Raw genomic sequence first — 15,748 nt, 5'->3', positions numbered from 1 at the left:
TTGACGGGCTGAAACTGGTCAGTTTCTTCCCGCCAGCCCAAGGTGATTGACCTCCTGAAAATCGGTGCGCTGTTTGAAAAGTAAAATACTGATATGGATCAGTCATATACAAGAAGTCTGTTCCCCGCGCATGCGGGGATGAACCGCTGTTCCACGCGGACCATAAGAACCTCGCAACCTGTTCCCCGCGCATGCGGGGATGAACCGAAGGAGGCACGCGCCGCGCTATCACCGCGCAGCTGTTCCCCGCGCATGCGGGGATGAACCGGACCATCGGGCAGAGCGAGCATGAACCCGTTCCTGTTCCCCGCGCATGCGGGGATGAACCGAGCGACGAGAACGTGCTGACGTTTGGCGACGCCTGTTCCCCGCGCATGCGGGGATGAACCGGTGATGACGCAGTTTGGCCTTTCGACCCGTCGCTGTTCCCCGCGCATGCGGGGATGAACCGTAGCTCCGTTCTGATGTGTGACGGCAGGCGAACTGTTCCCCGCGCATGCGGGGATGAACCGGAAGCCTTCAAGCGTGTTGTGGTGCGGCAGAACTGTTCCCCGCGCATGCGGGGATGAACCGCCCACCCCGGTCTTGCTCGGGCGATGGCCGATCTGTTCCCCGCGCATGCGGGGATGAACCGGTTCGCAGGCTTGCCTTTCAGTCCACAGATGCCTGTTCCCCGCGCATGCGGGGATGAACCGGAACGCGCCCAGCTTGAGGCAGACCTCGCCACCTGTTCCCCGCGCATGCGGGGATGAACCGCCCATTCAGGCGTTCCGCATCAGCTTTGCCAGCTGTTCCCCGCGCATGCGGGGATGAACCGTCGCATCCACTCTCGCGATTATGGATGGCGCCCTGTTCCCCGCGCATGCGGGGATGAACCGCGTCGGCAATGCTCTCCGGCAGGCTCATCCACCTGTTCCCCGCGCATGCGGGGATGAACCGGGGCGCGCCGGAATCGTGACCTGTTTTGCAAACTGTTCCCCGCGCATGCGGGGATGAACCGTACACCAGCTCAGACAGCATCACGGAGGCGATCTGTTCCCCGCGCATGCGGGGATGAACCGGCTACACCGCGTAACCGGACGGCGAACAAATTCTGTTCCCCGCGCATGCGGGGATGAACCGTAGGGCGGCCACTCCCGCATGCTTTCCTGTACCTGTTCCCCGCGCATGCGGGGATGAACCGCTCGTAGAAATCGCATCGAACGTCGCTTCGATCTGTTCCCCGCGCATGCGGGGATGAACCGCCTGCGCAATAGATCAGGAGACGAGAGAACGACTGTTCCCCGCGCATGCGGGGATGAACCGCCGTTTCATCTGGTGTTCTGGCAGGAGGTGATCTGTTCCCCGCGCATGGGGGGATGAACCGTTTCCGGGGATACTGACCCCGGAACAAAGGGCCTGTTCCCCGCGCATGCGGGGATGAACCGATGCCCAGATGCTGGAAAGCCGGGCGTTCTCGCTGTTCCCCGCGCATGCGGGGATGAACCGTCAGGCCCCGTCGCTCAGAAGTTGCGCACGCACTGTTCCCCGCGCATGCGGGGATGAACCGGCGGTTCATTCCGTGCTGGGGCCGCACCTTGGCTGTTCCCCGCGCATACGGGGATGAAGCGTCAGGCCCCGTCGCTCAGAAGTTGCGCACGCACTGTTCCCCGCGCATGCGGGGATGAACCGGCGGTTCATTCCGTGCTGGGGCCGCACCTTGGCTGTTCCCCGCGCATACGGGGATGAAGCGTTTTTCAAGGCCCATTAGCCAGCAGATGCCATGAACCTCCGCGCATGAAGTGCAGTTTCTATCAGTTCTTAGGCGGTCATTTCCCCTTCGGCTGGTCGCCGCGCTTCAAAGCTGATGATTTCATCATTCTTCCCGGGCGGTTTTCCATGCTGATAGCCGCCTGAAATCACCACATCCGTGAAGCCGGCGGCTTGAAGTGCAAGCCTGAGCTCATTGATGCCCCACCAGCGCAGCTTGAAAAGCTCCAGCTCGGTGTTGATCAGGCTGCCGTCTTTCCAGTGCTCATAGCGGAGATGGGAAAGGGTGGTCTGGGCGATGTAATCCGTTTCGACCCGATGCTCGGTCAGCGTCAGCAGGTCACCGTCTGCGGTCTCCCAACTGCGGACAGAGACGGCGGGGCCAAAAAAACCGCCGATGGCATCAATATCCATGATCAGCCTGCCGTTCGGGGACAGATGATCATGGAACCGCTGCAGCACGGCGCTGGCCGAGGAGGCATCGGTTATCAGCTGGAAGGAACCTGCGGGCACGATGATGGCTGCAAAGCTCTTGCTGGCAGAGAAGTCTTCAAATGTCTGCCGGGTCAAACTGGCGGAGAGTTGCCGCTTCCGGCACTCTTTCCGGCAATAGTCGAGCATCTCATCGGAGGCGTCGAAGCCTTCCATGTCAAAGCCGGCCTCAAGCAGGGGCACAAAAACACGACCATTGCCGACAGCCGGTTCCAGAATGGGGCCAGCCTCACACAGTGCGAGGCGCTGCCTGTAATAGTCCTGATCCCCGAACGAGTGGCCGATGGGCTTGTCGAGATTATAGACCCAGGATGCGAGGGTGCCGTACCGGTTCTGCATGTCATTCCTTGGAAAATGGAAAAAGCGGGCCGGCCCGCCATGAAGGCTCAGGCCAGCAGCAGCTCTGCAACAGGGGCAAGGCTGCTGAATTGGGGCAGCAGATCCCTGTAGCTGTAGGCCAGCCCGATCAGCAGGGCGATCACCAGCCAGAAGATGATGGCGATTAGTGATTGTGAGAGTTGCCCGCGCATGCGGCCCCACATCCCCGCACCGATAAAGATGCCGATGGAGAGCAGAACAACCAGCCGCCCGAACTGGTCTGTACTCATGCCGGCAATCTCACCCTCATCATGATGGGTGACCAGCAGGACAAGCCCGGCCAGCAGGCCCAGAAGCAGTATGATGAGCAGGGTATTGCTGCGTGGTTTCATGCGCGGCCTTTCTTTCGGGCTTTGCGTTCTGCGCGCATGGTGGCAAGGCGCTCTGGCAGAAGGGCCATGATCATGGCGCGCTGTTCGTGGGAATAGCGCAGCCAGTTGATGATCTCATCCAGTGAGCGCCCGCAGCCCAGGCATGGCCCGTCATCTGCCGCAAGGGTGCAGACCTTGTTGCAGGGGCTTTCTATATTCCGGGTGGGAACGGAAACCATCGGGCTTCGTGCGCCTTCCTCTTCAGCCTTCCCATGTCGCTTCAGGCAAGGATAAGGACCGCGAGCAGGAAGGCAATCTCGCTGATCTGCTGCGTGGCCCCGGCCACATCGCCGGTCTGTCCACCCAGCATGCGGCGGGAGATGCCGGCCATCATGTAGATGACGGCAATGCACAAGGCGAGGCCGGAGACCGCCGCCGCGAGCCCAAACAGCGGGACAAGGAGAAGAGCCGCGATAAAAGCCGCCATGAGGGCGCAGGAGAGGGCGGCCTTGTGGGAGGGCTGGCCGAAGGTGGCGGATGCGCCATCCTTGCGTGCCGATGGCAGGGCGCGCAACATCAATATCCCTGTCGCGCGCGAGGCCGCACAGGCCGCGACCAGCGCGAAGGCCGCCTGAATGGGGGAAAATGCGGCCATCAGGGCCATCACGGCGCCAATGCGCAGAAGCAGGGACAGAATCAGCGCGGTGACACCAAAGGTGCCAAGGCGGCTGTCTCTCATGATCATCAGGCGGTGTTCTGCATCTCTTCCGCCACCCCAGCCATCGGCCGTATCGGCCAGCCCGTCTTCGTGCATGGCTCCGCTGGCCAGAACCAGAATCGTGAAAGCCAGTGTTGCACAGAGAAATTCCGGTAATCCGGCCCAAGCCGCCAGCACCAGAACCGCCCCTCCCAGAAGCCCCATCACAGCGCCGGCCAGCGGAATGGCATAGGCGATCCGGTCCATGTCAGGCGCGGCCCACAGTTCGGCCGCATCCGCGGGGGCAGGGGTTGGCAGGCGGGAGTAGAAGCGCAGGGCGCTGAAAAGGTCCTGGGCTATCCGGTCCAGCGTCATGTCGGGTCCGTGGTCGGGTGGGGTGCTGTGGGGCCAGGCTGGTCCTGCAAGCATGTGCTCCTTTGGGCTGGAAAAGGGGAGGCGGTCAAGGTGGAATATGGATGTGACGTTTTCGCAACAGGATGTTGAAAAGAGGAAAGAGTTGATCGGAGCGTTCCTCCCTTAAGGTCACATTTACGCCTGTTCCTTCTAATGGCCCGCATGTTCCTTTTTGTGTGCGAGTGCGGGCAGATGCGTAATTCAGGCGGGACCAAGAGGCTAAAAGTCTTTGCGCAAGTGGCCGTCCTTGGCCTCGTTTCCGGCGCTATTGCAGGTTGCAGTTCAGATGTCAGTCGCTTCGGCGTGGGGCAGCAGGCAGGCTATGCGGGTGCATCGCCTGATGTGACAGGCTCATTGGGTGCCATGGGCCGCCAGGCCGGGCAGCAGATGGGGCAGACGGCAGCCACGCAGGCTTATGGCGTGCAGAACTATGCCACCAATGCAGCAGGGCAGGCGGTGCAGAACTATGCCGGGCAGGCCGCGCAGAATTACGGCGGTCAGGCGGTGCAGAACTACGCCACCAATGCGGCGGGACAGGCGGTGCAGAATTATGGCGGGCAGGCTGCCTCCTATGCATCCCAGGCCACCACATATGCCAACCAGACCAGCCAGCAGGCCTATGGCGCCTATAATACAGCCGTCCAGAGCGCCAATGGTCATGTCACGCAGGCTGGTAATGTGGTGCGTGCGGGCCAGCAGGCCCTGAACGCGCCGCAGACCGCCGCGCCCTATCAGGCGAATGGCCAGTTGATCGCGACCTCGCAGACGCCGGTCGCGTTGCCTGAGGCCAAGCCTCTGCCGGTGGCCCGTCCGGCCACCACGACAGCCGCCGTTGCTGCCGCGCCCGTGGTTGAGAGCAAGCCTCTGGCCGCGCCTGCCGCAACCCTTGCCGCAGCCTCTGCCGAGGCTGCCAAGCCGGCCGCCACCAGTGCCGCCAAGACCGCCGATGTTGGTGATGCGGCTGAGGATGAGCCGCGCAAGAGCGGCAGCGGGCCGCAGTTCCGTGCGCCGGTTCGTGGTCGTGTCATCGCCGGCTTTGGTCCCAAGCCGGGTGGCACGCGCAATGAAGGTGTGAACTTCGCGGTTCCGGCCGGAACTTCGGTGCGGGCTGCGGAGGATGGCGTTGTCGCCTATTCCGGCAATGAGCTGAAGGGCTATGGCAATCTGGTGCTGGTGAAGCACTCGGATGGCTATGTGACAGCCTATGCCCACAACAGCGAGCTGACCGTGAAGAAGGGTGACAAGGTCCGTCGCGGCCAGATCATCGCCAAGGCGGGGCAGACGGGCAATGTGCAGTCTCCCCAGCTGCACTTCGAGATCCGCAAGGGTTCGACCCCGGTTGATCCCAGCAGCTATGTTGCCGGGCTGTAGTCTCGTATAAGAGTATACAATATTGCGGCCGGGCCAGTCCCGGCCGTTTTCATTTGAAGAGGTGAGGGGCCGCCGCTGCGCTTGACGGGCCGCGCTGGCGCTCCATACCATGGGTGCAACCTTCTGCAGGCAGGCTCTGCCGGGCCATGCAGGCTTTGCCCGGATATGGTGAGCAGGGCTCGCCATTATGGGTGCGCAGGGATCAAGCATGACATCACGGGCATTTATCGCGGGCTGCTCCGGTGTGCGTCTCACATCGCAGGAAAAGGCCTTTTTTGCCGAAAGCCAGCCTTGGGGCTTCATTCTGTTCGCCCGCAATGTCGAAGCGCCGGATCAGGTGCGCGCACTTGTGTCCGAGCTGCGCGAGGCCGTGGGCTGGAATGCCCCCGTTCTGATTGATCAGGAAGGCGGGCGTGTCCAGCGTCTGCGTCCGCCCCACTGGGCGGAATATCCGCCGGGCGAGGCTTTTGGTGCACTCTATTTGCAGGATGCTCCGGGCGCGCTGGAAGCGGTGCGCCTGAACTCGCGCGCATTGGCGGCCGATCTGTCCGCTCTGGGGATCGATGTGGATTGCCTTCCGGTGGTGGATCTGCGCCACCCGGATGGGCATGGCATCATCGGCAACCGGGCCTATGGGGAGAGCGTGGACGTGGTTTCCGCTCTCGCGCGTGCGGCGGCGGAAGGGTTACTGGATGGAGGCGTGCTGCCGATCATCAAGCATATTCCCGGCCATGGACGCGCGCCGGTGGACAGCCACGAGAAGCTGCCGGTCGTTCTCGCGCCGCGAGCGGAGCTGGAAGCTGCCGACTTTGCCGCTTTCCGCCCGCTGGCGGATCTGCCCATGGCGATGACCGCCCATGTGGTCTATGCCGATCTTGATCCGGATGCGCCGGCCACGACCTCAAGGCTGATGATTGAAGAGATCATTCGCGGGCAGATCGGTTTCGATGGCCTGCTGATGAGCGATGACCTGTCCATGGGCGCCCTTGCCGGTGATATGGCGGCCCGATGCGACAGTTCTGTCGCAGCCGGCTGTGACATGCTTCTCCATTGCAATGGCAAGATGGAGGAAATGCAGATCATTGCCGCCCATGCGCCCCTTCTGGCCGGAAAGGCCGCCGCCCGCGCCGAGCAGGCGCTGAACCTGCGCAAGCAGGCTGAAGCCGTCGATGCGGCGGAGCTGCGGGCAGAGGTGGCGCGCCGCATCACGCGCGTGGCCTGACATGACGCCGGACGAAGATGCCTTCGAACTGGCCGGGACAGAGCGCCCGGAAGACGGGGATGAAGGCGCCTTCGTTGTCGATCTCGACGGGTTTGAAGGTCCGCTGGATCTGTTGCTGGCGCTGGCCCGCACGCAGAAGGTGGACCTTTCCCGCATTTCCATTCTGGCTCTTGCCGATCAATATATCGCCTTCATCGAGCAGGCCCGGCGTGGACGTCTGGAACTGGCGGCGGATTATCTGGTGATGGCGGCATGGCTTGCCTATCTCAAATCCCGCCTTCTTCTGCCCGCTCCGCCGCAGGAGGAGGGGCCGAGTGCCGAAGAGCTGGCAGCCGCCTTCACCCGCCGGCTGCGCTATCTGGAGCGGATCCGCGAGGCGGCGGCGCAGATGATGGCGCGCCCCCAACTGGGGCGGGATGTGTTTGCCCGCGTTGTGCCCGAGGCGGAAAAAGATCCGGCTCGGCCAGTTGTATACATGTCTACACTCTATGAGCTTCTGTCCGCCTATGCCCGCCAGAGGCAGACACAGGTGCTCTCCACTGTCACGCTCAAGGTGCGTGCCGTATGGTCTCTGGCCGATGCGCGCGCCCGGCTGGAGCGTCTTCTGGGCGCGGATATTCTTGAGGACTGGATGCGCCTTGACCAGTTTCTGATCCAGTATGTCGCCCAGCCGGACCAGCGCGCGACAGCGCTGGCCTCCAGCTTCTCGGCCAGCCTTGAGATGGTGCGCGAAGGGGTGCTCGATATGCGCCAGGATGCGCCCTTTGCACCTTTGTGGCTGCGGGCGCATGCTGGCGGCTCCGCACCGGGTGGGGAAGAGACATGAAGCGCCCGGCGCCCCGCATAGACCTGTTTGATGTTCGCCCGGATGACGAGCGCGCCTTTGTCTTCGCGCAGGATGTGCGGGTAATTGAGGCTCTGCTCTTCGCTACGCCCGGGCCGGTGACGCAGGCGATGATGAAGCCGCATCTGTCCAAGGGGGCGGATGTGGAGGCCCTGATGGCCGCACTGGTGCAGGACTATGCCCCGCGCGGGGTGAATGTGTTGCGGATTGCCGGCGGCTGGATGCTCCGCACCGCGCCGGATCTTGCTCCCGTGCTGGCCGACCAGATTCCGGAACAGAGAAAGCTCTCCCGCGCGGCGGTGGAGGTGCTGGCCATCATCGCCTATCACCAGCCGGTGACGCGGGCGGAGATAGAGGAGATCCGCGGCGTCTCGACCTCCCGCGGAACGCTGGACGTTCTGCTGGAAACGGGGTGGATTCGCATGCGTGGGCGCCGGCGCACCCCGGGGCGGCCCGTCACATACGGAACAACTGGTGACTTTCTTGTGCATTTCGGGCTGGATTCCATACAGGATCTGCCCGGGCTTGATGAGCTGAAGGGGGCGGGGCTTCTGGACGGGCGCATTCCGCCGGGCTTCTCCATTCCCAGCCCGTCCGATGATCTGGAACCGCTGGAGGATGAGGAACCACTGGATGCCGAGCCTCTGGACTTCATGCTGGTTTCACCTCCTTCCGATGACGAAACCGGGCCATAGGGCCGGCGGCGGGGCGCGGGAAAGGGCGGCATATGGGGTCACGGGGTGTCCTTGTTTTCGCCGCCAGAGGCGAATAGTGTCATTGCGATGAAAACTCCGTCCGGCTTGCCGGAGGAAACAATTGCCTCTCGGAGGGTAACGAGATGGGTTCACTGAGCATCTGGCACTGGCTTGTCGTGCTTGTTGTGGTGCTCCTTCTGTTTGGTCGCGGCAAGATTTCTGATCTGATGGGCGACGTGGCAAAGGGGATCAAGTCCTTCAAGAAGGGACTGGCGGAAGAGGATGAGGCACCAAAGGCTCCGGCCGAGGCTGCCGAGCCGCCGCGTACGCTTCCGCATCAGGCAACACAGAGCGCCGAAGCGGAGAAGAAGCCGGTCTGAGACCGGCTTCTGCCTGACTGAAACATGATGATGACGGGACTGCCGTCGGCCTGAGGCGCTTATGTTCGATATCGGCTGGTCGGAGTTGATGCTGATCGGCATTGTCGCGCTGATCGTTATTGGCCCCAAGGAATTGCCCACTGTCCTGCGCACCATGGGGCGCACCATAACGCGCGTGCGCCGCATGGCGGGCGAGTTCCAGGGGCAGTTTCAGCAGGCATTGCGCGAGGCTGACATCTCGGACATGCGCGATGAGATCACCAAGGTTTCGGATACAGTACGCAAGGCTGCACCGACCTCTGATCTGACAGAGCTGTTCGATCCGCTCCGCAATGTGCGCGATGAGATTCGCGCAAGCGTCGCAGGTGCGACAGCGGCCCTCACCCTTCCCGCCGCCGCGGATGTGGGCAAGGCTGCGGAACCGCCTGCCGATGCGGCAGAGGAGGATGACACGCTGCGCGCCATTCGCGAGGAGATCCGCGCCTCGCTGGCCAAGGCAGCCCCTGCGGCTGCAACCTCCCCGGCAGATGCGGCCCTTGCATCGCCAGAGCCGGTGTCAGGAGATTTGCACGATCTTCTTCCCCCGCCGCCCGTCTCCCCGCTTGAGCGCTCCGAATTGCCGCCGCCATCTCCTGCCATGGCTGAGGCCAATGGCGTATCCGTGACGGATGGCCCGGAGCAGGAGGTCTCGCAGGCTGCCCCGGCTGGTGCGGAGCGGCCCACTTCTTCCAACACGCCATCATGAGCTGCCCCTTCCATGACTGACCCTCGCGTGTCCGAAGAGGACGAAGTTGACGCCTCCAAGGCCCCGCTTGTTGAGCATCTGATCGAGCTGCGCTCCCGGCTCATCAAGTCCGTCATCGCATTTCTGGTGTGTTTCTTCCTGTGCTTCCTCGTGGCCTCGAAGATCTACAATATCCTGCTCTGGCCCTATGAGTTCGCAACCGGCTTTGCTCCGGGTGTGAAGCTTATCTATACCGCCCCGCAGGAATTCCTGTTCACGCAGATCAAGCTGGCCCTGTTCGGCGCAGCCTTCATCTCGTTCCCGATTGTCGCCACACAGGTCTACATGTTCGTGGCCCCGGGGCTCTACCGGGATGAAAAGGCAGCATTTCGCCCCTATCTCATTGCCACGCCCATCTGTTTCCTGATTGGGGCAGCTTTCGTCTATTTCATCGCCATGCCCATGGCGATGATGTACTTTCTCGGCATGCAGCAGGCGGGTGGAGATGGACGGGCGGAAATCTCGCTCCTGCCGCGGGTGTCCGAATATCTGTCCCTCATCACCACGCTCATTCTGGCTTTCGGCCTGTGCTTCCAGCTTCCTGTCATCCTGACCCTTCTGGCGCGGATCGGTGTGGTGACGCAGGACATGCTGCGCAAGGCACGCCGTTACGCGATTGTGGGCATCTTCGTTCTGGCCGCCGTGCTCACGCCACCGGACGTTGTGAGCCAACTCGCCCTTGCTCTCCCGACCCTCCTTCTCTACGAGGTATCCGTCTATCTGGTGGGGGCGGTTGAAAAGCGCCGGAAGGCAGATGAGGCCGCGAGAGATGCGGACGAGGCTGCTTCCAGCTAGTTCTGTCCGTTCTTGCATTCAGGTGGGTGCCGTGCCTCCAGGTCTGATCGACCGGGCGCGGCCCCTGAGCATTTCAGGCGCGGTCGGTCTGCGGTTCTGCGCGGCATGACCTGTGCGATTTCAGTCTGCGGAGTGAGGCGATGCACGACATCAAGTGGATTCGGGAGCAACCGGCAGATTTCGTCGCAGCCCTTTCCCGGCGCGGGGGCGATTCCGAAGACGCGAAGATGCGCGCCGATCTGCTCGTGAAGAAGTTGCAGGGCCTTGATGAGCAGCGTCGCGCTGCCGTTACCGCGCTGGAAAATGTGCTCTCCCGCCGCAATGCCGCCTCCAAGGAAATCGGCCAGGCCAAGGCGGCGAAGGATGATGCCCGCGCCCAGGAACTGATGGCCGAGGTCTCCAAGCTCAAGGCGCAGCTGCCTGATCTTGAGAGCGAGGTGCGCACGGTTGAGGCCATGCTCGATGATGCGCTCTCCGGCATTCCCAACGCCCCCTTGGCGGATGTGCCGCTGGGCGTGGACGAGACCGGAAATATTGAGCGTGAGGACCATCGTTACGGCGCCCCGCGTACCTACAGCTTCACGCCGCGCCAGCATTTCGAGATTGGTGAAGGGCTGGGGCAGATGGATTTCGAGAAGGCGGCCCGCATGTCCGGCGCGCGCTTTGTCGTCAATATGGGGCCTCTGGCGCGTCTGGAGCGGGCACTGGGCCAGTTCTTTCTGGATATGCACACGGCCGAGCATGGCTATATGGAAGTGAATCCGCCCATTCTGGTGCGCGATGAAGCCATGTATGGCACGGCCCAGCTGCCAAAATTCGAGAATGACCAGTTTCCCACCTTCCGCACGGAAGAGTTTGATGAGGCGCTGGCCCATGCGCAGGAAGCCGTCGCCGCGCAGGCCGCCGCGATGATTGCGCAGGGGATGGACCCCAAGAGCGCTCTGGAGAAGAGCAATCTGGCGGCGCAGGTGCGCAAGGCCCAGCTTGGGAACCGCCTCTGGCTGGTGCCGACCGCCGAGGTGCCGCTGACCAATCTGGTGCGCGAGAGCATTATTGCCGAGGAAGAACTGCCCCTGCGCCTCACTGCGCTCACCCAGTGCTTCCGCGCGGAGGCCGGCTCTGCCGGTCGTGACACGCGCGGCATGATCCGCCAGCACCAGTTCACCAAGGTGGAAATGGTCTCCATCACAACCCCGGAAAGCTCTCTGGATGAGCTGGAGCGCATGCTTTCCTGCGCCGAGGCGGTGCTGAAGAAGCTGGATCTGCCCTTCCGTGTCATGACCCTGTGCACCGGTGACATGGGCTTTGCCTCGCGCAAGACCTATGACATCGAGGTGTGGCTGCCGGGCCAGCAGGCTTATCGCGAGATTTCCTCCTGCTCGGTGTGCGGAGACTTCCAGGCTCGCCGCATGAATGCCCGCTATCGCCCGAAGGCGGACAAGACACCGCGCTTCGTGCATACGCTGAACGGGTCCGGCGTTGCGGTTGGCCGTGCACTGGTGGCTGTACTTGAAAACTACCAGCAGGAGAATGGCACGGTTGCCGTTCCGGATGCTCTCGCCCCTTATATGGGCGGTCTGAAGGTCATCGAGAAGCTGTCCTGATCGCGGGCTGCGATACGAGAGAGCAGGGAGATCCCATGCGTATTCTGGTCACCAATGATGATGGCATCAATGCACCGGGCATTGATGTTTGCGCGCGCATCGCCAGTGAGTTTTCAGATGATGTGTGGGTTGTTGGGCCAGAAACGGACCAGTCCGGTGTGGCCCACTCCCTTTCGCTTTCGGACCCGTTGCGCCTGCGCCAGATTGGACCGCGCCGCTTCGCGGTGAAGGGCACGCCGACGGATTGCGTCATTCTTGCCGTGCGCCAGCTCATGAGTGACAATCCGCCGGATCTGGTGCTTTCGGGCGTCAATCGCGGGCAGAATATCGCGGAGGATGTGAGCTATTCCGGCACGGTGGCGGGCGCGATCGAGGGGACCATTCTTGGCATTCCCTCCATTGCCTTCTCTCAGGCGATCAATTTCGCCAGCCGGGCCAATCCCAGCTATGCGGCGGCAGAGGCCCATGGCGGCCGTGTGGTGCGCATGCTGCTGGAAGAGGGCATTCCCGCCGGCATCGTGATGAATGTGAACTTCCCGGATTGCGCGCCGGATGCGGTGAAGGGGGTTGTCGCCACCTCGCAGGGCAAGCGCGACCAGCAGATCATGCGCATTGATCCGCGCTATGATGGGCGGGGCATTCCCTATTACTGGATCGCTTTTGACCGCGCCCGCCCGCAGACCGCGCCCGGTTCCGATCTGCGCGCTATCGAGGAAGGGCGCATTTCCGTGACCCCCCTTCGCCTCGACATGACCGATGAGCCGCTGATGACACGCCTTGCCCTGGTGTTTTCGGGCAAGTGATGCGTCTGCATGTGATCGTTTCACTCTAACCGTTTGCGAAGGCTGATCCGGTCCTCAGGTCATGGCGGACGGTATGTTCCCCGATCATCATGTTGAGCCTGTGCCGGGGCGCCCCGGCACAGGCTTTTTTCATTCCGCTGCCGGAGGAGGGGCGACCTCGGGTGCAGCCTGATAGATTTCGCTGCCGCTCTCGCGGAAGCGCTGGGCCATGTCTGCCATGCCCTTTGCCGCCACATTGTCCGCCTCGGCCCGGGCAATGTCGCCGGCCTCGATCTTCAGCTCCTGCGAGATCTTCATGGAGCAGAATTTCGGTCCGCACATGGAACAGAAATGCGCCACCTTGGCGCCTTCCGCAGGGAGCGTTTCATCATGGAAGCGCTCGGCGGTCTCAGGGTCCAGAGAGATTGCGAACTGGTCACGCCAGCGGAAGGTGAAGCGGGCGCGGGAGAGGGCATCGTCCCGGATGCGTGCGGCCGGGTGGCCCTTGGCCAGATCGGCTGCATGGGCCGCGATCTTGTAGGAGATCACGCCGGTTTTCACATCATCCCGATCCGGCAGGCCCAGATGTTCCTTCGGCGTGACGTAGCACAGCATGGCCGTGCCAAACCAGCCGATCATCGCCGCGCCGATGGCGGAGGAGATATGGTCATAACCGGGGGAGATGTCCGTCACGAGCGGGCCAAGCGTATAGAAGGGTGCCTCGTGACACACCTTGAGCTGCTTCTCCACATTCTCGCGAATGAGGTGGAGCGGCACATGGCCGGGGCCTTCAATCATCACCTGGCAATCATGCTTCCAGGCAATTTCGGTCAGCTCGCCCAGCGTCTCCAGCTCGGCGAACTGCGCGGCATCATTGGCATCGGCAATGGAGCCGGGGCGCAGGCCGTCGCCGAGCGAGAAGGAGATGTCATAAGCCGCGAGAATTTCGCACAGCTCCTCGAAATTCTCGTACAGGAAGCTCTCCTTGTGGTGGGCCAGACACCACTTGGCCATGATGGAGCCCCCGCGCGAGACGATGCCGGTCACCCGGTCTGCCGTCAGCGGCACGAAGGGCAGGCGCACGCCGGCATGGACGGTCATATAGTCCACGCCCTGCTCGGCCTGCTCGATCACCGTATCGCGGAAGACTTCCCAGTTCAGGTCCTCGGCAACGCCGTTCACCTTCTCCAGCGCCTGATAGATCGGCACGGTACCGATCGGCACCGGGGAGTTGCGGATGATCCATTCGCGGATGGTGTGGATGTTCTTGCCCGTGGACAGGTCCATCACCGTATCGGCACCCCAGCGGGTGGACCAGACCAGCTTGTCCACCTCTTCCGCCACGCCCGAGGTGACGGCGGAATTGCCGATATTGGCATTGATCTTCACAAGGAAGTTCCGGCCAATCGCCATCGGCTCGATTTCAGGATGGTTGATATTGGCGGGAATGATGGCACGGCCACGGGCCACTTCCTCGCGCACGAATTCCGGGGTGATCTCGGCGGGAATGGCCGCGCCCAGTCCCATCGCCCGGTGGCGGGGATGCGCGCCACCATTGGCTGCCGCGAGATTCTCGCGGGCGGCCACATATTCCATTTCCGGGGTGATGATGCCGGCCCGGGCATAGGCCATCTGGGTGGGGCGCTTGCCGGGTCTGGCACGCAGGGGCTTGCGCCCCTCAAGGTTGAACTGCGGCAGGGCGGATTCCTGCCCCGCCTTCAGCCCGTTATCTTCCGGGCGAATGGCCCGGCCTTCCACTTCCTCAACATCCCCGCGCTCGCGAATCCATTTCGCGCGCAACTGGGGCAGGCCCTTGGTCAGGTCGATGACCGCCCCAGGATCGGTATAGGGGCCGGAGGTGTCATAGACACGCAGCGGCTTTTCCTCCGGATCAGAAATCGAGATCTCGCGCATCGCCACGCGGACATCCGGGCGGCCGGTTTCCAGATACACCTTGCGGGACTGGGGCAGGGGGCCAGTCGTCACTTTGAGCGACGAGGTGGAGGCTTCATCAAGCACTTGCGGTTCTCCTACAAGCTGGCTCGCGCGGACAGGCCGCGCGGCGGGCAAAGTGAGAGCCGGGATTCAAGCTACAGGAGGCGGGCACGACAGACGCGCAACGGTGCCGGGGACACAGTTCGCAAAGCCGCGCGGGTTCCGATCCCTTCGCCGGTATGACCCGGATCAGGTTCGAAGGGTCAACGCGGTGCCGGAAAGCCATATGGCGTTCAGGCGATGCGAAATCTCAGCCCCATCTCGGGACCCCCCTTGGAACAATGCGAGTGTGGGCTGAAGCGGAAGAGAAAGTCAACGCCTGACAGATGGCGGATGCATGAAACGCGCATATTAGCAGGAGATGGCGGAAAAGTGCTAAGGGAGGGCAGGCGGCCCCGGCCGCACATCTGTTTTTCAGGTTCTGCCTCACCATGCAGCAATATCTCGACTTGATGCGCCGTATTCTCGATGAGGGCGTGCGCAAGGATGACCGCACCGGCACCGGAACCTTCTCCATCTTCGGGCACCAGATGCGGTTTGATCTGTCCCGGGGCTTCCCGCTGGTGACAACGAAGAAGCTGCATCTGCGCTCCATCATTCATGAGCTGCTGTGGTTTCTCGCCGGCGATACCAATGTGCGCTATCTGCGGGAAAATGGCGTCAGCATCTGGGATGAGTGGGCGGATGAGAAGGGCGATCTCGGCCCGGTTTACGGGCACCAGTGGCGCTCCTGGCCGAAGCCTGATGGCGGGGTGATCGACCAGATCGCCGATGTGGTGGCGCAGATTCGCACCAATCCCGATAGCCGCCGCCTGATCGTCACGGCATGGAACCCGGCGGATGTGCCCAAAATGGCGCTGCCGCCCTGCCATTGCCTGTTCCAGTTCGCGGTGGCGGAAGGCCGGCTTTCCTGCCAGCTCTACCAGCGCTCGGCCGATGTGTTTCTGGGTGTGCCCTTCAATATCGCGTCCTACGCTCTGCTCACCCACATGGTGGCGCAGGTGACCGGGCTGAAGGTGGGGGATTTCATCCACACGCTGGGCGACGCCCATCTCTATAGCAATCATCTGGAACAGGCGCGCCTGCAGCTCCAGCGTCAGCCCCGCGCCTTGCCCCGTCTCCGGCTCAATCCCGCCGTGGATGACCTGTTCGCATTCCGCTTCGGGGACATCTCGATAGAAGACTATGACCCGGAGCCGGCTATTCGTGCGCCTGTGGCAGTGTAGTTCTTTCTG

15 protein-coding genes, 1 CRISPR repeat array and 1 riboswitch are annotated in these 15,748 nt (G+C 62.7%); of the genes, 10 read left to right on the top strand and 5 right to left on the bottom strand.

Annotated elements, in window-relative coordinates; all coding sequences use genetic code 11:
- Positions 1–117: 117 nt before the first annotated feature.
- Positions 118–1,732: direct repeats of the CRISPR family, unit length 29 nt; unit sequence CTGTTCCCCGCGCATGCGGGGATGAACCG.
- Between the two features lie 68 nt (positions 1,733–1,800).
- From ACT6QG_RS00560 to cobS, 4 genes are all read right to left on the bottom strand, one after another.
- Positions 1,801–2,457, bottom strand: a complete 657-nt coding sequence (locus tag ACT6QG_RS00560) for a methyltransferase domain-containing protein (protein WP_444975666.1) — start codon at positions 2,455–2,457, stop codon at positions 1,801–1,803.
- A gap of 170 nt (positions 2,458–2,627) precedes the next feature.
- Positions 2,628–2,951, bottom strand: a complete 324-nt coding sequence (locus tag ACT6QG_RS00555) for a hypothetical protein (protein WP_444975664.1) — start codon at positions 2,949–2,951, stop codon at positions 2,628–2,630.
- Positions 2,948–3,169 carry a DUF1289 domain-containing protein gene (locus ACT6QG_RS00550; RefSeq protein ID WP_444975663.1) on the bottom strand — a complete coding sequence of 74 codons (222 nt, stop codon included), beginning with the start codon at positions 3,167–3,169 and terminating at the stop codon, positions 2,948–2,950. Before ACT6QG_RS00550 ends, ACT6QG_RS00555 begins: the two co-directional genes overlap by 4 nt.
- Positions 3,170–3,210: 41 nt before the next feature.
- A complete protein-coding gene (gene cobS, locus ACT6QG_RS00545; RefSeq protein WP_444975662.1) occupies positions 3,211–4,056 on the bottom strand; it encodes an adenosylcobinamide-GDP ribazoletransferase in 846 nt (281 codons plus the stop codon).
- 288 nt (positions 4,057–4,344) lie between these two features.
- On the opposite strand from cobS, the gene ACT6QG_RS00540 reads away from it, so the two are divergent.
- The 9 genes from ACT6QG_RS00540 to surE all read left to right on the top strand — a co-directional run bounded on the left by ACT6QG_RS00540 (position 4,345) and on the right by surE (position 12,539).
- A complete protein-coding gene (locus ACT6QG_RS00540) occupies positions 4,345–5,412 on the top strand; it encodes a murein hydrolase activator EnvC family protein (protein WP_444975661.1) in 1,068 nt (355 codons plus the stop codon).
- Between the two features lie 208 nt (positions 5,413–5,620).
- Positions 5,621–6,634, top strand: coding sequence for a beta-N-acetylhexosaminidase (gene nagZ / locus ACT6QG_RS00535; protein ID WP_444975660.1), 1,014 nt, complete (start codon positions 5,621–5,623; stop codon positions 6,632–6,634).
- A gap of 1 nt (position 6,635) precedes the next feature.
- Positions 6,636–7,460 carry a segregation and condensation protein A gene (locus ACT6QG_RS00530; protein ID WP_444975659.1) on the top strand — a complete coding sequence of 275 codons (825 nt, stop codon included), beginning with the start codon at positions 6,636–6,638 and terminating at the stop codon, positions 7,458–7,460.
- Entirely contained in the window at positions 7,457–8,173 is a 717-nt protein-coding gene (gene scpB / locus ACT6QG_RS00525; RefSeq protein ID WP_444975658.1) for an SMC-Scp complex subunit ScpB, read from the top strand. The genes ACT6QG_RS00530 and scpB overlap by 4 nt, the downstream gene beginning before the upstream one ends.
- A 143-nt stretch (positions 8,174–8,316) precedes the next feature.
- Positions 8,317–8,553, top strand: a complete 237-nt coding sequence (locus ACT6QG_RS00520) for a twin-arginine translocase TatA/TatE family subunit (protein WP_444975657.1) — start codon at positions 8,317–8,319, stop codon at positions 8,551–8,553.
- A 61-nt stretch (positions 8,554–8,614) separates the two neighbouring features.
- Positions 8,615–9,298, top strand: a complete 684-nt coding sequence (tatB, locus tag ACT6QG_RS00515) for a Sec-independent protein translocase protein TatB (RefSeq protein WP_444975656.1) — start codon at positions 8,615–8,617, stop codon at positions 9,296–9,298.
- Between the two features lie 12 nt (positions 9,299–9,310).
- Positions 9,311–10,132 carry a twin-arginine translocase subunit TatC gene (tatC, locus tag ACT6QG_RS00510; protein ID WP_444975655.1) on the top strand — a complete coding sequence of 274 codons (822 nt, stop codon included), beginning with the start codon at positions 9,311–9,313 and terminating at the stop codon, positions 10,130–10,132.
- A 140-nt stretch (positions 10,133–10,272) separates the two neighbouring features.
- Positions 10,273–11,736, top strand: coding sequence for a serine--tRNA ligase (gene serS, locus ACT6QG_RS00505; protein WP_444975654.1), 1,464 nt, complete (start codon positions 10,273–10,275; stop codon positions 11,734–11,736).
- A gap of 35 nt (positions 11,737–11,771) precedes the next feature.
- Entirely contained in the window at positions 11,772–12,539 is a 768-nt protein-coding gene (gene surE / locus ACT6QG_RS00500; RefSeq protein ID WP_444975653.1) for a 5'/3'-nucleotidase SurE, read from the top strand.
- A 129-nt stretch (positions 12,540–12,668) separates the two neighbouring features.
- Here the strand turns inward: surE and thiC are convergent, their stop codons facing one another.
- A complete protein-coding gene (gene thiC / locus ACT6QG_RS00495; RefSeq protein WP_444975652.1) occupies positions 12,669–14,537 on the bottom strand; it encodes a phosphomethylpyrimidine synthase ThiC in 1,869 nt (622 codons plus the stop codon).
- A 124-nt stretch (positions 14,538–14,661) separates the two neighbouring features.
- Positions 14,662–14,797: riboswitch (TPP riboswitch) on the bottom strand.
- Between the two features lie 147 nt (positions 14,798–14,944).
- Here thiC and ACT6QG_RS00490 point away from each other — a divergent pair.
- Positions 14,945–15,739, top strand: a complete 795-nt coding sequence (locus ACT6QG_RS00490; RefSeq protein WP_444975651.1) for a thymidylate synthase — start codon at positions 14,945–14,947, stop codon at positions 15,737–15,739.
- Positions 15,740–15,748: the final 9 nt, after the last annotated feature.

Source organism: Haloleucobacter ellipsoideus, from assembly GCF_052491725.1.
The sequence above is the reverse complement of the archived record's forward strand: the minus strand, read 5'-3'. Positions and strand labels throughout refer to the sequence as shown.

Bases quoted from the DNA above. Each gene is read 5' to 3' on its own strand.
- ACT6QG_RS00555 (WP_444975664.1), bottom strand. From the start codon at position 2,951: ATGAAACCACGCAGCAATACCCTGCTCATCATACTGCTTCTGGGCCTG.
- ACT6QG_RS00550 (WP_444975663.1), bottom strand. From the start codon at position 3,169: ATGGTTTCCGTTCCCACCCGGAATATAGAAAGCCCCTGCAACAAGGTC.
- cobS (WP_444975662.1), bottom strand. From the start codon at position 4,056: ATGCTTGCAGGACCAGCCTGGCCCCACAGCACCCCACCCGACCACGGA.
- nagZ (WP_444975660.1), top strand. From the start codon at position 5,621: ATGACATCACGGGCATTTATCGCGGGCTGCTCCGGTGTGCGTCTCACA.
- ACT6QG_RS00530 (WP_444975659.1), top strand. From the start codon at position 6,636: ATGACGCCGGACGAAGATGCCTTCGAACTGGCCGGGACAGAGCGCCCG.
- scpB (WP_444975658.1), top strand. From the start codon at position 7,457: ATGAAGCGCCCGGCGCCCCGCATAGACCTGTTTGATGTTCGCCCGGAT.
- ACT6QG_RS00520 (WP_444975657.1), top strand. From the start codon at position 8,317: ATGGGTTCACTGAGCATCTGGCACTGGCTTGTCGTGCTTGTTGTGGTG.
- tatB (WP_444975656.1), top strand. From the start codon at position 8,615: ATGTTCGATATCGGCTGGTCGGAGTTGATGCTGATCGGCATTGTCGCG.
- tatC (WP_444975655.1), top strand. From the start codon at position 9,311: ATGACTGACCCTCGCGTGTCCGAAGAGGACGAAGTTGACGCCTCCAAG.
- serS (WP_444975654.1), top strand. From the start codon at position 10,273: ATGCACGACATCAAGTGGATTCGGGAGCAACCGGCAGATTTCGTCGCA.
- surE (WP_444975653.1), top strand. From the start codon at position 11,772: ATGCGTATTCTGGTCACCAATGATGATGGCATCAATGCACCGGGCATT.
- ACT6QG_RS00490 (WP_444975651.1), top strand. From the start codon at position 14,945: ATGCAGCAATATCTCGACTTGATGCGCCGTATTCTCGATGAGGGCGTG.